We start from the raw sequence: 14,431 nt of genomic DNA, 5'->3' as shown, positions 1-14,431 counted from the left end.
CAGGCTTCCCATGAAATATATCGTTACATTCAGTGTAGCGACGCCAGCCGAAAGTATGAATTTTTGTCTTCCTGCGTATGAGAATCCTGCACCTGCACCTGCACCTGCACCTGCACCTGGACCGGCGGTTATTGAATCCCTCCCCCCAGCGACTGCCACAGCGTAATACGGTTTTCAAAGTCGGTCTGCTGCAGGGTAATCAATGATGCCCGTGCCGACCACAGGGCGCGCTGCGCGGTGAGAACGGTCAGGTAATCACCCGCCCCCACCTGATATCTGCGCGTTGCCACATCCAGCGTTTTTTGCTCTGCCGCCACGTATTCACGTTGGGCATCAAGCTCTTCACTCAGGGTTTCGCGGCGCGCCAGCGCATCGGCTACATCTTTGAACGCGCTCTGGATGGTTTTCTCATAGGTGGCAATCAGCCCTTTTTTCTCCGCTTCGGCATAGCGCAGTTGCGCCATGTTATTGCCGCCGCTGAACAGCGGCAGGGAGATGGACGGCGCGAACGACCAGACCTTCATGCCGTGGCTGAACAATGACGAGAGCGAATCGCTGCCGACCCCGGCGCTGGCGGTAAGCGAAATCGTCGGGAAGAAGTTGGCGCGCGCAGCACCGATGTTGGCATTCGCGCTCAACAGGTTATGTTCAGCCTCCTGAATATCCGGGCGACGCAGCAGCGTGGCGGAGCTAACGCCCGCCGGGATCAGGGTGATGGCGTTATCGCTCAGGCTCTCCAGCGTACCGGGTAGCAGGTTTTCCGGTACCGTCTCGCCCGCCAGCAAATTCAGGGCGTTTTTGTCCTGCATCACCAGCGTCTGATAGCTGGCGACGCTGGCGCGGGCCTGCTGATAAACCGCCATTGCTTCGCTGACATCCGTTGCGGCGGCGACCCCGACGTCCTGCTGACGCTGCACAATCTTGAGCGAGTTCGCTGCGCTCTCCTGAGTGGATTTTGCCAGCGCCAGATTGCTGTTATCTGCCGCCAGAGTAATCCAGGCGGTAGTCAGCTCGCTGACCATTGTCAGGCGCGTGTTCTGCGCCGTGAACTCGCTGGCAAGCCAGGTTTCACGCGCGGCGCGCGAGAGGCTCTGGTTACGACCAAACAGATCCAGCTCGAAGCTGGAGACGGTGCCGTTAGCCTCATCGCTGGTGCTCACGCCGCTGGCCAGCGTGCGGCTGCGGGTATGGCTCAGGCTGGCATCCACCGACGGGAACAGAGACGAGCGCGTCTCACCATACTGGGCGCGGGCGGCGTCGATATCAGCAATCGCTTTTTGCACATCGCGGTTGCTGGTGAGTGCCATTGTTACCACCCTGTTCAGGCGGTGATCGTTCATCACCTGCTGCCACTGGCTGACCACGGCGGTGGCTTCGCCGTGGGTGCCCGGCAACGTGGCCGGGACGGGCGCGTCAGGACGCTGGTAGGTAGGGTCTAACGAAACACAGCCTGCGCTCAGCAGGGCCAACACTAAAACAGATACACGAAACATTATGACCTCCGGTTTGCGTGCTTACCGGAGAAGAGACGTTTCACCAGTACGAAGAATAATGGAACAAAGAAGATGGCCAGCAGCGTTGCCGCGAGCGTCCCGCCGATGATGCCGGTCCCAATCGCCACGCGGCTGTTGGCGCCTGCACCGGTGGCGACGGCCAGCGGTGTTACCCCGGCGATAAACGCCAGCGACGTCATGATGATCGGACGCAGTCGCGTCTGAGCCGCACGCAGCGCGGCACGCGTCAGGGAGTAACCTTCCGCGACTCTCGCCTCCGCAAACTCAACGATCAAAATGGCGTTTTTCGACGACAGGCCGATGGTGGTCAGCAGCGCCACCTGGAAATAGACGTCGTTGCTCAGCCCGCGCAGCGAGGCGGCCAGCGCCGCACCCAGCACCCCAAGCGGGATCACCAGAATGACTGAAATCGGCACCGACCAACTCTCATACAGCGCGGCCAGGCACAGGAATACCACCAGGATGGAGAGGGCATACAAGCTCATTGCCTGACCGCTCGCCAGTTTCTCCTGTAACGACAACCCGCTCCACGCCCAGGTTGTGCCGGCCGGCAGGTTGTTCGCCAGATGTTCCATCCGGGTCATCGCCGTACCGGAGCTGGCACCACTGGCGTTCTCGCCCTGAATTTCATAGGCCGCCGAGCCGTTGTAGCGCACCAGACTCTCCGGGCCATATTCCCAGCGCGTAGTGGCGAACGCGGAGAACGGTGTCATGGTGCTGTCGCTGCCGCGTACGTACCATTTGTTGAGGTCGGAAGGCACGGCGCGGTAATCGCTGTCTCCCTGGATGTAGACCTTTTTCACGCGGCCCCGATCGATAAAGTCATTCACGTAGGTTCCGCCCCAGGCGCTGGAGAGGGTATCGGTGACGTCGATCAGGGAAAGCCCCAGCGATACGGCTTTGTTGTTGTCGATATCCACCTGCAGCTGCGGCATCTGCGGCAAATCATTGGCGCGAACGGCATGCAGGGAGGTGTCCTGATTCGCCTGGCCGATCAGCTGATTACGCATCTTCAGCAACGTGTCGCGATCGGTGCTGCCGCTGGCCATGAGCTCGAAGGTAAAACCGTTGCTCTGACCGAGGCCGTCTACGGCCGGGGGCGTCATGGCAAAGACGGTGGCATCGCGAAGGGAGCCGAGTTCCTGAGTGGCGCGCAGGGCAATCGCCTGAGCGGTGTTCTCATCGCCTTTACGCTCGGACCAGTTTTTCAGGGAGACAAACGCCATCCCGGCATTCTGGCCGCTGCCGCTAAAGCTAAAGCCCTCGACCGTAAAAATCACATCGGTGTTGGCTTTTTCTTTAGTGAGGAACCACTCGCGAACCTGACGACTGATCTCCGCGGTACGTACTGCTGTCGCACCGGCGGGCAGGGTGTACTGCACCATGATTTCACCCTGGTCCTCCGTGGGCAGGAAGCTGCCGGGCAGCTTCAGCATTGCCACGGCCATCGCGCCACAGAGCAGGGCGTAGACCACCAGCATGCCCGCGGAGCGGCGCAGCGCGCGCAGGACTTTATTCTGGTAGCCATGCTCGGTCTTACTGTAGAAGCGGTTAAACGCGCCGAAGAACCCTTTTTTGTGAGGAGGCGTATGGCGCAGTACCGAGCCGCAGAGCGCGGGTGTCAGGGTCAGCGCCACCACCACCGAGAGGATCATCGCTGAGATAATGGTGACCGAAAACTGGCGGTAGATGACGCCGGTTGAGCCGCCGAAGAAGGCCATCGGCAGAAACACGGCGGAAAGCACCAGCGCAATGGCGACCAGCGCACCGGAAATTTCGCCCATCGATTTTTCGGTGGCTTCGCGGGCGGGCAGACCTTCATCGCGCATAATGCGCTCGACGTTTTCCACTACCACGATGGCGTCATCGACCAGCAGACCTATCGCCAGCACCATCGCAAACAGCGTCAGGGTATTGATGGAGTAACCGAACAGCGCCAGCACGCCAAAGGTGCCCAACAGAACTACCGGTACCGCCAGCGCGGGGATGAGCGTGGCGCGAATGTTCTGCAGAAACAGATACATCACCACCACCACGAGGATAATGGCCTCAAACAGCGTCTGAATCACATCTTCCACCGAGATCTTAATGAACTCGGTGCTGTCTTTCGGATAGGCCACGTCATAGCCTTCCGGCATAGCCCGTTTGAATTCGGCAATTTTATCTTTCACCGCGGTGGCGGTATTGAGCGCATTCGCGCCCGGCGAGAGCATCACCGCCATACCGGCTGCCGGGTGGCCATTCAGCCTGGCGGTAGCCGTGTAATCCTCGCTGCCCATCTCCACGCGCGCCACGTCGCCGATACGCACCACTGCGCCGCTGGACTGGCTCTTAACGATGATATCTTTAAACTGATCGACCGTCTGCAGGCGCGACTGGGCACGCACGGTGGCGGTCAACTGCTGGGTACCGGACGCGGGTAACGCGCCGATTTTACCGGCGGAAACCTGCACGTTCTGCGCTTCAATAGCGCTCTGAACGTCGGATGGCATCAGCGAGTACGACGCCAGCTTTGCCGGGTCAAGCCAGATGCGCATGGCGTATTCCGCACCAAACACCTGCAGGCTGCCGACGCCTTCTACGCGTGCCAGCGGATCCTGCATATTACTCACCAGCCAGTCGGCGATATCCGAACTGCTGGCATGGTCGGTTTTATCGTACACGCCCATGATCAGCAGGAAGTTACTCTGCGATTTTTGCACCGTAATGCCGGCCTGCTGTACCTCGGTCGGCAAGCGCGACTCGGCCTGCTGAACTTTATTCTGCACCTGAACCTGCGCGGTATCCGGGTCGGTTCCCTGTTCGAACGTGACGGTGATGCTTACCGAGCCGTCCGAGCTGCTGGTGGAGGTAAAATAGAGCAGGTTATCCAGCCCGGTCAGCTGTTGCTCAATGACCTGGGTGACGCTGTTTTCCAGAGTCTGTGCCGACGCGCCAGTGTAGGTGGCAGAGATTTTTATCGACGGCGGGGCGACGTCGGGATACTGCGCGACGGGCAGGGTACGGATTGCCAGCACCCCGGCGAGCATAATCAGAATAGCAATCACCCAGGCAAAAACCGGGCGACGCACGAAGAAGCGGGAAAACATCAGGCGTTTCCTCCCGCGGTTTTCATCTCTTCGGCGTTAACTTGCTGACCGGCGGTCACTTTATCGGTGCCTTCCACAATCAGCTTATCGCCAGCCTTCAGTCCACTCAGCACCAGCCATTTGTCGCCGTAGGTGTCACCCGTTTCCAGCTGACGTTGTTCTACCTTATTGCCGGCCCCCACCACCAGCGCGGTGGCGTTGCCTTTGGCATCACGGGTAATTCCCTGCTGCGGGGCGAGAATGGCCTCGCTCATTACCCCTTCATCCACTCTGGCGCGAACAAACATCCCGGGCAGAAGCTGATGCTGCGGGTTGGGGAAGACGGCGCGCAGTGTGACCGACCCGGTGGATTCGTCCACTGCCACTTCAGTCAGGGCCAGACGGCCTTTTTCCTGATAGGTGCTGCCATCTTCAAGGATCAACGACACGCTCAATGTCTCGCTGTTGCTGGCAAGCGTTTGTTTGCGTAATCGCAGAAGATCGGCGCTGGAGCGGGTTAAATCGACGTACATATTGTCCAGGCCGCGAATGGTGGCGAGCGCGGTCTCTTGCTGGGCAGTGACCAGTGCGCCGGGGGTGACCGAAGAGATGCCAATACGTCCGGCAATCGGGGCGGTCACCGTGGTCCAGTTGAGGTTAATGCGCGCGCTTTCCTGGGCTGCTTTTTTCGACTCCACGCTGGCCTTGTCCTGCGCGCAGGTGGACTTTGCATCTTCGGCATCCTGACGCGATACGCCGTCGTCTTTCACCAGTTGTGTATAGCGTTGAGCTTTCTGGCAATCGGCCTGCACCAGCGCCTGCGCCTGTTTCAGGGCCGCGGCGGCTTCATCGTAGGCGGCGCGGTAGCTGGAAGGGTCAATTTGATACAGCGCCTGTCCGGCTTGCACGGTATCGCCTTCGGTAAAGAGCCGTTTCTGAATAATGCCGCCCACCTGAGGACGCACTTCCGCGCTCATGGCGGCCGTGGTGCGTCCGGTCAGTTCACTGACCACGGAAACGGGTTGGCTCAGGAGCGTAACAATCCCCACTTGCGGGAGGGGATGTTGAGGAGCAGATGTTTGTGCATTATCGCACCCCGTCAGGAGGAATAATGCTGCGATGGAGGTTGTTATGGCTTTCATAATTTTTTCCAGGGTGAACGATGCCTGCCCTGTTAATGGCTTAACAAGGAAGGGGGCTATTTAAAGGCACAGCGATACCGCATCTCCGGCAGAGCCGGAAATGTTAATAAGGGAATAACGTCTTCCCGCTAATTATTCACATGCGATTACTTCGCAGAGAAAAGCATATTTAAAATATTTTGATAAAGAGGCTCTAATTGTTCAGAGGGTACGTTTAAGGGGGTGAGTCGACGGTAAATAGACCCCTCAATCATTACCGCGGTAATCTCCACGCAGCAGCGAATATGATCATCACTCAGGTGGGGAAACTGTTTTTTCAGGTGTGCGCAGGCATTAGCAAACATCCGCTTTTCCGCTTCGACCAGCATGGCCGCCACCTGGGGATTGCGCGTGGCTTCAGCCGACATCTCAAGCATCAGCGCATCGTCATCTTCATTCAGGGTCTGTCGCCAGGCGAGCGCCTGAGGCATCCCCTCGACCAGCGTTTTACCCTGAATCTCTTCGATGCGTGAGTCGATGATACGGCGAATCATCTCTTCAATAATCGCATCTTTGTTACTGAAATAACGGTAGATTTGCCCGACGCTGAGCTTTGCCTCACTGGCGATCTGCGACATGCTGGCCGCATGAAAACCGCTGGCGCGAAAGCACTGACGCGCGGCAGCGATGATGTCGTCCTGACGCTGCTTTTGGCGTTCTTCCAGTTTTGTGCTCATCGTCGGTTACCCTATAAAAGTGAGAATGATCGTTCTCATTATACGTTTCAGGTGCGTATTGGAAAGACTTTTTTTAAGTACTTATTGAATGAATATTTCAATGTTTAAAGAATGGAGAAAAAAAGGAGTTTTGATGAAGGAAAGGCTGTGCAATATTAAGATTGCACAGAAAATAAGGAGAAAAATATGCATCTGAGCACGACGGATAACGTCACACACGATGAAAAAGAAGAATTATTAACAGGGCTTCGCGCCTACAACGGACAATTTTTAGATCTCTCAAACTTTAGCGGCGACATTGGCGTTTATGTGCGAGACGATAAGGGCGTGATGCTGGGCGGGTTAATTGGCGTGCGCAAAGGCGACTGGCTAAACATCGATTTTCTGTGGGTCAGCGACACCGTGCGGGGATCGGGCGTCGGCAGCCAGCTTATCAAAACGGCAGAAGACGAAGCCCGACGCAAAGGTTGCACCCACGCGCTGGTGGATACGGTCAGCTTCCAGGCACGTCCATTCTATGAAAAGCAGGGCTATCAGCTGCAGATGTCGTTGCCGGATTACCCGTACCCGGGTATGCAAAGGCATTATCTGACCAAATCCCTTTAACCGCCGATGCCGTTGCCCATCACGGCCAGCGCATGACGCACAATGATCTCTGGCGAGAGGGCGTGTAGCCTCTCGTCGTTGCGCATTCTTGAGAACGGCACCAGCACCAGGCTTAGCAGCGTGGTGAACAGCAGTTCTGGCGCGAGTGCCCGGTTCAGTTGCCCTTCCTGCTGCCAGCGTTTAAGGGTGGCGAGCGTTGCCTGGTATTTGTCGTCACCGAACCGCGCGTGCAGATGCGTGCGCAGTACAGGCATCTCCCCGATGACCTCCTGCATCCACAGCGGGGCAAACCAGCGGTGCTGCTCCGCCAGCTCGGCCAGTACCTTCACCATTTGCGTTAATGCGTTGACCGGCGAGTCGGGGTTTTCGGCGAAAATTGCGCCGATCCGATTACGTAAGGGCAAGAAGCGCTCCTCAATCATCGCGTCGAGCAATTGTTCTCGTGAATTGAAGTAGTAATGCAGCATCGCTGGCGTTACGCCCGCTTCTTTGGCGATAGCGTTCAGCGAGGTTTGAGCGATCCCCTGGCGGGAAAAGAGGCTCAACGCAATATCCAGCAGCTGTTCGCGGCTGGCGGTTGCCCGCTTTCCGCCGCGTGGTCGACCGGGGCGGCGCGGTTCAGAATTGTCCTTATGTGCTGGCATAGTCGCAGGATCTCTTGATCTTATTCATCACTTACTTAAATATTAATTATCCAGTTAATTAATTTCAAGCGATCTCTTATGGAGTCCGACGTAATGACTCAACCTGCGCAAAACGCGCCGTCGATAAAGCTGTTGTTCAGCGCGTTGCTGCTGGTGATGCTGCTTTCGGCGCTGGACCAGACGATTGTTTCCACGGCGTTGCCCACCATCGTTGGGGAACTGGGTGGCCTGGATAAGCTCTCCTGGGTGGTGACGGCCTATATCCTCAGCTCGACCATTGTGGTGCCGCTGTACGGAAAATTCGGCGATCTGTTTGGGCGTAAAATCGTCCTTCAAATCGCTATTGTGCTGTTTCTGGCGGGGTCGGTGCTCTGCGGTCTGGCGCAAAACATGACCCAACTGGTGCTGATGCGCGGCCTGCAAGGGCTGGGCGGCGGCGGTCTGATGGTCATCAGTATGGCCGCCGTGGCGGACGTTATTCCGCCTGCGGAGCGTGGCCGCTATCAGGGGCTGTTTGGCGGCGTGTTTGGTCTGGCGACGGTGATCGGGCCGCTTATCGGCGGGTTTATCGTGCAGCACGCCTCCTGGCGCTGGATTTTTTATATCAATCTGCCGCTCGGTCTCTTTGCCCTGCTGGTGATAGGCGCGGTGTTCCACGGCAGCGCACGGCGCAACAAGCACGAGATTGATTATCTGGGGGCGATTTACCTCAGCATGGCGCTGCTGTGTATCATCCTGTTTACCACTGAAGGCGGGACGATACGCCAGTGGAACGACCCGCAGCTGTGGTGCATTCTGGCCTTTGGCCTGACGGGTATCGCCGGGTTTATCTATGAGGAGCGTCTGGCCTGGGAGCCAATCATTCCGCTCTCGCTGTTCCGCGATCGCAGCTTTCTGCTCTGCAGCCTGATTGGCTTTATTATCGGGATGTCGCTCTTTGGCTCGGTCACCTTCCTGCCGCTCTATCTGCAGGTTGTGAAAGACGCCACGCCGACTCAGGCCGGTCTGCAGCTGATCCCGCTGATGGGCGGACTGCTGCTAACCTCGATCATCAGCGGGCGGGTTATCAGCCGTACCGGAAAATACCGTCTGTTTCCGATCGCCGGTACGCTGCTTGGCGTGGTGGGCATGGTGCTGCTGACGCGTATCTCGATCCACTCGCCGACCTGGCAGCTGTACATTTTTACCGGCGTGCTGGGGATGGGTCTGGGGCTGGTCATGCAGGTACTGGTGCTGGCCGTGCAGAACAGCGTCTCTGCCGATCAATACGGGGTAGCGACTTCCGGGGTCACGCTGTTTCGTTCCATTGGCGGGGCCATCGGCGTCGCGCTGTTTGGCGCGGTCTTCACCCACGTTTTGCAATCGGGTCTGATGGACCGTTTACCGCAAGGGGCGGAGTTACCGCATGAGCTCAATCCAGCGGCCATTCACCGGCTGCCAGAAGCCCTGCGGCTCGATTACCTGGACGCGTTTGGCTCAGCCATTCACGCGGTGTTCCTGCTGGCGGCAAGCATTATGGTGCTGGCGTTTGTACTGTCGTGGTTTTTACGGGAAACGCCGTTACGCCGTGCGGACATGCTCAGGTCGGATCAATAGCGCCCCCGCACATATAACTTATCCGTCTTATTGATGCTTTTTCGTTTTTTAGCCAGCCGTACCGTTGTCGATATAGTCACTGAAACGTTTATCAAAAGGATATGTCTCGTGAAACTTCGATTGGGTGCTCTGGTTCTCGCGGGCCTGCTGCTGGCAGGTTGCGATCAAGGCGGCAGCGATGCCAAACACATCAAAGTCGGCGTGATTAACGGCGCGGAGCAGGACGTGGCGGAAGTCGCTAAAAAAGTGGCGAAAGAGAAATACGGTCTGGATGTGGAACTGGTGGGGTTCAGCGGCTCGCTGTTGCCCAATGATGCCACCAATCAGGGCGATCTTGATGCCAATGTCTTCCAGCATCGCCCGTTCCTGGCAGAAGATAATAAGGCGCATCACTACAAGCTGGTTGCTGTGGCGAATACCTTTGTTTTCCCGATGGCCGGCTACTCCCGCAAGATAAAATCCGTGTCTGAGCTGAAGGACGGCGCGACCATCGCCATTCCAAACGATCCGACCAACCTTGGCCGCGCACTGCTGCTGTTGCAAAAAGAGAAGCTGCTTACCCTGAAGCCGGACGTTGGCCTGCTGCCGACGGCGCTGGATATCACTGCCAATCCGAAGCATTTGAACATTATGGAGCTGGAAGGGGCGCAACTGCCGCGCGTGCTGGATGATCCGAAAGTGGATGTTGCCATTATCAGCACCACCTATCTCCAGCAAACCGGGCTGTCGCCGGTGCATGACAGCGTGTTTATTGAAGATAAAAACTCGCCGTATGTGAACATCGTGGTGACGCGGGAAGACAACAAAGACGCGGAAAACGTGAAGGAATTTATCCAGTCGTATCAGTCGCCGGAAGTGGCGAAGGCCGCAGAGACCCTCTTTAACGGTGGCGCGGTGCCGGGCTGGTAGTCAGGACAAAGGCGTATAACAGGGTGTTATACGCCTTACCGGGTTATTTCAGGTTGGCTTTAAAGAACGAGGCCAGTTTTGCAAACGGGATCAGATCCGTGCGGTCATACAGGTCAACGTGGCCTGCATTCGGCACGATATACAGCTCTTTCGGTTCACCGGCGCGTTTATAGGCGTCTTCGCTAAACTCTTTCGAATGCGCTTTATCACCCGTGATAAACAGCATCGGACGCGGTGAAATGGTTTCGATATCGTTGAACGGATAGAAGTTCATAAACTTACCGATGCTGCTCATCATCGGTTTCGTCGTCAGCGCCTCTTTCTCGCCCTGTGGCGTGTACCCGCCGCGTTCGGTGCGATAGAAATCGAAGAACTCACGCTGGATAGCCGGCGTAGAATCATCCAGCTTATTTACCGTCCCGGGAATGTAGGCTGTCTCTGCACCCTGATACTCTTTCAGACGCTGCTCAGCGGCAGAGGCAATCATCGCTTTACGCTGTTCAACCGTCACGGAATGGTTGAGGCCGTTGCGGAAGGCGGAGCCCATGTCATACATGCTGACGGTGGCGATCGCTTTCATGCGCGGGTCAATTTTCGCCGCGCTAATAACGAAGCTGCCGCTGCCGCAAATGCCCAGTGCACCGATGCGCTGTGGATCGACAAAAGACTGAGTGCTCAGATAATCCACGGCCGCGCTGAAATCATCGGAATAGATTTCTGGTGAGATCAGATGCCCCGGTTTACCTTCGCTTTCCCCCCAGAATGAGAGATCAATCGCCAGGGTGACAAAGCCCTGTTCCGCGAGCTTTTGCGCATAGAGACTGGCGCTTTGCTCTTTCACCGCGCCCATCGGATGGCCGACCACGATCGCCGGCAGTCTGGCGTTTTTATCCGCCTCTTTTGGCCGATACAGATTGCCGACGACGTTCATCTGATACTGGTTTTTAAAGGTCACCTTCTGCTGCGTAACCTTATCGCTTTTATAGAAATTATCTGCGCCCCGGGACATATCGGCAGCGCTGGCGGCGAAGGCGCTGACTAACAGCCCGAGCGCCATGGTGAATCTTCTCATGATTAACTCCTGTGAAGTGTGTCGTTGTGTGAGGTGTAAAACGTGAACATGGCAGCGGCGATAAGCAGTACACCGCTGAGTGCAAAGGTGCTTTGCCAGCCGCTGTGGTCAAAGGCCAGGCCACCGAGCGTGGAGCCGAGCGCAATGGAGAGCTGCACCATTGCCACCATCAGTCCGCCACCCGCTTCGGCATTTTCAGGAAGCGTTCTGGCAACCCAGGTCCACCAGCCGACGGGGGCGGCCGTCGCGACCAGTCCCCAGAGGCCGAGCAGGGCGGTGACGGCGGCAAGGTGATGGCCGAAGGCCATCAGTGCCGCGGCAATCAGCGCCATCACCACGGGAATGGCGACCAGCGTGGTGTAAAATCCGCGGCGCAGAAACGTGCCGATCAGCAGGGTGCCGATAAAACCCGCCACGCCAATGACCAGCAGGATTAACGATAACTGCGTCGCGCTGGCGAAAGTCACGGTTTCCAGGAACGGACGCACGTAGGTAAACAGCGCGAACTGCCCCATGAAAAAGACGCCGCACGCGACCATTCCTTTTGCCACCAGAGGGTTTTTCAGCAGGCCGAAGGCGCTGGTGGACGACGCGGTGCGCTTTTCCACGGACATGGAAGGCAGGCTGAACCACTGCCAGATAAACGCGAGCAGGCTCACGGGCACCAGGCAGTAAAAGGCACCGCGCCAGCCGATTGTCGCCCCCAGCCAGCTGCCGAGCGGAGCCGCAACGACGGTCGCCAGGGCGTTGCCACCGTTAAAAATGGCCAGCGCACGTTGAACCTGATGCGGTGGCACAAGGCGAATTGCGGTCGCCGCAGAGAGCGACCAGAAGCCGCCAATGGCCACGCCAAGCAGTGCGCGTCCCAGCATATAAAGGGGATAGCTCTCAGCCACGGCGATAATCAGACCGGAGACGGCCATCAACGCCGTCAGGCCCAGCAGCAGCGATTTGCGGTTAATGCCTCCCGCAAGAGAAGAGAGAAACAGGCTGGTCAATACGGCCAGCGCGCCGGATATCGCGATCCCGAGGCCCGCCAGGCCTTCACTGACGGCGAGATCCCGCGAAACGGGCGTCAGCAGACTTACCGGCATAAATTCTGAGGCGACCAGCGTAAAAGCGCAGAGGGTCATTGCCAGCACGCCGCTCCAGCAGGCACGGGACTGGCGCGCTGATGTTTCGTTCACCATAGCGGACATCGTGTTTACCTTGTTATTCGTTCGGCCAGATTCGAACAAGCCGGGGCCGGGCGCTATTCGCGGGAATAACGCATACAGATGAAGGGTTGGAATGTGGTTGACGTCAGGTCACAGTGAAAATTTTACACGGCGGGTGTATTCTGACTAGCTAATCAATGCTTAATGAGCTTATAAGTGTGGCTTATAAATGAGGGTGTGATGAAGCGTAACCTGAACGATCTTTTTGCTTTTGTCACCGTGGCGCGTGAGGGCAGTTTTACCCGTGCCGCGGCACAGTTGGGCGTGACCCAGCCCGCGTTAAGCCAGGCCATAACCGGGCTGGAGAACCGGATGCAGATCCGCCTGCTGACCCGCACCACCCGCAGCGTTTCCCCCACCGCAGCCGGCGAACGCTTGCTCAACGCCATTGGCAACCGTTTCGATGAAATCGAAGCGGAGCTGGACATGTTGACGGAGCTTCGCGACAAGCCTGCCGGCACGGTGAGGATCACCTGTGGACCCGATGTGTTATCGCGCACTCTGTTGCCTAAGTTGACGCCACTTTTGCGGCAATACCCCGACATTCACATCGAGTTCGACGCCAATCACGGTTTTCGCGATATCGTTGCCGACCGCTTCGATGCGGGCGTTCGTATGGGAGATACCATCGATAAAGACATGATCGCGTTGCCGATAGGCCCGCAGTTGCGTATGGCCGCGGTCGCCTCGCCGGACTACTTCGCTCGTCATCCTGTTCCGCAAACGCCGCATGAGCTGACGCAGCACCAGTGTATTAACCAGAGGATGATTAAATCCGGCGGGATTTACGTCTGGGATTTTGATCAGGACGGTGGCGATCTGAACGTGCGCGTGAATGGCCAACTGACCTTCAATACTTCCTGGCATATTGTCGAAGCTGCCCTGGCGGGATTCGGGATTGCTTTCCTGCCCGAAGACGAGTTTGGCGATCATATTGCTGAAGGCCGGTTAATCCGCGTGCTGGAACCCTGGTGTCTGCCCTTCCCGGGGTATTATCTCTACTACCCGAGCCGAAAGCAGCCGTCGCCGGCCTTTTCTCTGGTGGTAGATGCGCTGCGAATGCGATAACGTTGACCCGATTTCATCGATCATCGCCCTGTGGCCCACATTGTTACGCGCGGCATCGGGCTATTCTCCTCTTCACACTATGAGGAGAATACCCATGAACATCACTCAGATTCGTAATGCCACTCAGCTGATTACCTACGCCGGGAAACGCTTTTTAATCGACCCAATGCTGGCCCCGAAGGGCGCTTATCCGGGCTTCCCCGGCACGGCGCATGCGGAGATCCGCAACCCGATGGTCGAGCTTCCCGTTGACGTCAGCACGCTCCTGGAGGCGGATGCGGTGATCGTCACCCATATCCATGACGATCACTGGGATCGCGCCGCAGTGGAACTGATCGGCAAAGATAAACCTGTCTTTGTGCAGAACGACAGCGACGCCGCGCTGCTGCGCAGCCAGGGATTTACCCACCTGACGGTAATGACCGAGGAGACGGCGTTTGGCGATATCCGGATCGCGAAAACCCGCGGCGGCCAGCACGGTACCGATCGTGCTTACGCCGTGCCGGAGCTGGCGGAACGGCTGGGTGAAGCCTGTGGCGTGGTTTTACGTCATCCTGATGAGAAGACGCTCTACATTGTCGGGGATACCATCTGGCGTGATGAAGTGGCAGCCGACCTGCAAAAGCATCAGCCGGATGTGGTGGTGCTTAACGCGGGCTATGCTCACGTCATCGGGTTTGGGCCGATTATCATGGGCCAGGAAGATGTGCTCAACGTCCACTTCCTGCTGCCGCAGGCGAAAATTGTGGCGACCCATATGGAGGCCATCAACCACTGTCTGTTGACCCGCCATGCGCTGCGTGAGTACGTTGACGCGAACCTGATTGGTGATGCGGTGAGCATTCCCGAGGATGGTGAAACCGTTATATTCTGAGCATC

The 14,431-nt window shown here is 57.5% G+C and carries 12 protein-coding genes; 5 read left to right on the top strand and 7 right to left on the bottom strand.

The window, feature by feature from the left end:
- Positions 1 to 128: 128 nt before the first annotated feature.
- The 4 genes from BJ887_RS20345 to BJ887_RS20330 form a co-directional block, all read right to left on the bottom strand.
- A complete protein-coding gene (locus tag BJ887_RS20345) occupies positions 129 to 1,493 on the bottom strand; it encodes an efflux transporter outer membrane subunit (RefSeq protein ID WP_121340348.1) in 1,365 nt (454 codons plus the stop codon).
- Positions 1,493 to 4,603 (bottom strand): efflux RND transporter permease subunit, encoded by a 3,111-nt coding sequence (locus BJ887_RS20340; protein WP_121340347.1) that lies wholly within the window; start codon positions 4,601 to 4,603, stop codon positions 1,493 to 1,495. Before BJ887_RS20340 ends, BJ887_RS20345 begins: the two co-directional genes overlap by 1 nt.
- Positions 4,603 to 5,724: an efflux RND transporter periplasmic adaptor subunit gene (locus BJ887_RS20335; RefSeq protein WP_032679304.1), complete on the bottom strand. Its 1,122-nt coding sequence runs from the start codon at positions 5,722 to 5,724 to the stop codon at positions 4,603 to 4,605. Before BJ887_RS20335 ends, BJ887_RS20340 begins: the two co-directional genes overlap by 1 nt.
- A gap of 146 nt (positions 5,725 to 5,870) precedes the next feature.
- Entirely contained in the window at positions 5,871 to 6,440 is a 570-nt protein-coding gene (locus tag BJ887_RS20330; protein WP_014168015.1) for a TetR/AcrR family transcriptional regulator, read from the bottom strand.
- A 186-nt stretch (positions 6,441 to 6,626) separates the two neighbouring features.
- Between BJ887_RS20330 and BJ887_RS20325 the strand changes: the two genes are divergently transcribed.
- Positions 6,627 to 7,046, top strand: a complete 420-nt coding sequence (locus BJ887_RS20325) for a GNAT family N-acetyltransferase (protein WP_014168016.1) — start codon at positions 6,627 to 6,629, stop codon at positions 7,044 to 7,046.
- On the opposite strand, the gene BJ887_RS20320 is transcribed toward BJ887_RS20325, so the two are convergent.
- Positions 7,043 to 7,690: a TetR/AcrR family transcriptional regulator gene (locus BJ887_RS20320; RefSeq protein WP_025206509.1), complete on the bottom strand. Its 648-nt coding sequence runs from the start codon at positions 7,688 to 7,690 to the stop codon at positions 7,043 to 7,045. The genes BJ887_RS20325 and BJ887_RS20320 overlap by 4 nt on opposite strands.
- A 78-nt stretch (positions 7,691 to 7,768) precedes the next feature.
- On the opposite strand from BJ887_RS20320, the gene BJ887_RS20315 reads away from it, so the two are divergent.
- Positions 7,769 to 9,286 (top strand): MDR family MFS transporter, encoded by a 1,518-nt coding sequence (locus BJ887_RS20315; protein WP_121340346.1) that lies wholly within the window; start codon positions 7,769 to 7,771, stop codon positions 9,284 to 9,286.
- Positions 9,287 to 9,394: 108 nt separating this feature from the next.
- The gene (nlpA, locus tag BJ887_RS20310; RefSeq protein WP_121340345.1) at positions 9,395 to 10,195 is read left to right on the top strand and encodes a lipoprotein NlpA; all 801 of its coding nucleotides are present in this window, start codon (positions 9,395 to 9,397) and stop codon (positions 10,193 to 10,195) included.
- Between the two features lie 43 nt (positions 10,196 to 10,238).
- Here nlpA and BJ887_RS20305 read toward each other — a convergent pair whose 3' ends face one another.
- Together BJ887_RS20305 and BJ887_RS20300 are read right to left on the bottom strand one after the other, a co-directional pair.
- Entirely contained in the window at positions 10,239 to 11,267 is a 1,029-nt protein-coding gene (locus tag BJ887_RS20305) for an alpha/beta hydrolase (RefSeq protein WP_025206508.1), read from the bottom strand.
- Positions 11,268 to 11,269: 2 nt separating this feature from the next.
- A complete protein-coding gene (locus BJ887_RS20300; protein WP_032679307.1) occupies positions 11,270 to 12,466 on the bottom strand; it encodes an MFS transporter in 1,197 nt (398 codons plus the stop codon).
- Between the two features lie 198 nt (positions 12,467 to 12,664).
- Between BJ887_RS20300 and BJ887_RS20295 the strand changes: the two genes are divergently transcribed.
- A complete protein-coding gene (locus BJ887_RS20295; RefSeq protein WP_020882709.1) occupies positions 12,665 to 13,552 on the top strand; it encodes a LysR family transcriptional regulator in 888 nt (295 codons plus the stop codon).
- Positions 13,553 to 13,646: 94 nt separating this feature from the next.
- A complete protein-coding gene (locus BJ887_RS20290; protein ID WP_121340344.1) occupies positions 13,647 to 14,426 on the top strand; it encodes an MBL fold metallo-hydrolase in 780 nt (259 codons plus the stop codon).
- Positions 14,427 to 14,431: the final 5 nt, after the last annotated feature.

This window comes from Enterobacter sp. WPR_3_1, from assembly GCF_003635055.1.
In the GTDB taxonomy this organism is placed as follows: Bacteria; Pseudomonadota; Gammaproteobacteria; order Enterobacterales; family Enterobacteriaceae; genus Enterobacter; species Enterobacter ludwigii.
This window is presented reverse-complemented; position numbering and strand designations above follow the sequence as displayed.

Coding starts and splice junctions, on each gene's coding strand:
- BJ887_RS20345 (WP_121340348.1), bottom strand. CDS start 1,493: ATGTTTCGTGTATCTGTTTTAGTGTTGGCCCTGCTGAGCGCAGGCTGT.
- BJ887_RS20340 (WP_121340347.1), bottom strand. CDS start 4,603: ATGTTTTCCCGCTTCTTCGTGCGTCGCCCGGTTTTTGCCTGGGTGATT.
- BJ887_RS20335 (WP_032679304.1), bottom strand. CDS start 5,724: ATGAAAGCCATAACAACCTCCATCGCAGCATTATTCCTCCTGACGGGG.
- BJ887_RS20330 (WP_014168015.1), bottom strand. CDS start 6,440: ATGAGCACAAAACTGGAAGAACGCCAAAAGCAGCGTCAGGACGACATC.
- BJ887_RS20325 (WP_014168016.1), top strand. CDS start 6,627: ATGCATCTGAGCACGACGGATAACGTCACACACGATGAAAAAGAAGAA.
- BJ887_RS20320 (WP_025206509.1), bottom strand. CDS start 7,690: ATGCCAGCACATAAGGACAATTCTGAACCGCGCCGCCCCGGTCGACCA.
- BJ887_RS20315 (WP_121340346.1), top strand. CDS start 7,769: ATGGAGTCCGACGTAATGACTCAACCTGCGCAAAACGCGCCGTCGATA.
- BJ887_RS20305 (WP_025206508.1), bottom strand. CDS start 11,267: ATGAGAAGATTCACCATGGCGCTCGGGCTGTTAGTCAGCGCCTTCGCC.
- BJ887_RS20300 (WP_032679307.1), bottom strand. CDS start 12,466: ATGTCCGCTATGGTGAACGAAACATCAGCGCGCCAGTCCCGTGCCTGC.
- BJ887_RS20295 (WP_020882709.1), top strand. CDS start 12,665: ATGAAGCGTAACCTGAACGATCTTTTTGCTTTTGTCACCGTGGCGCGT.
- BJ887_RS20290 (WP_121340344.1), top strand. CDS start 13,647: ATGAACATCACTCAGATTCGTAATGCCACTCAGCTGATTACCTACGCC.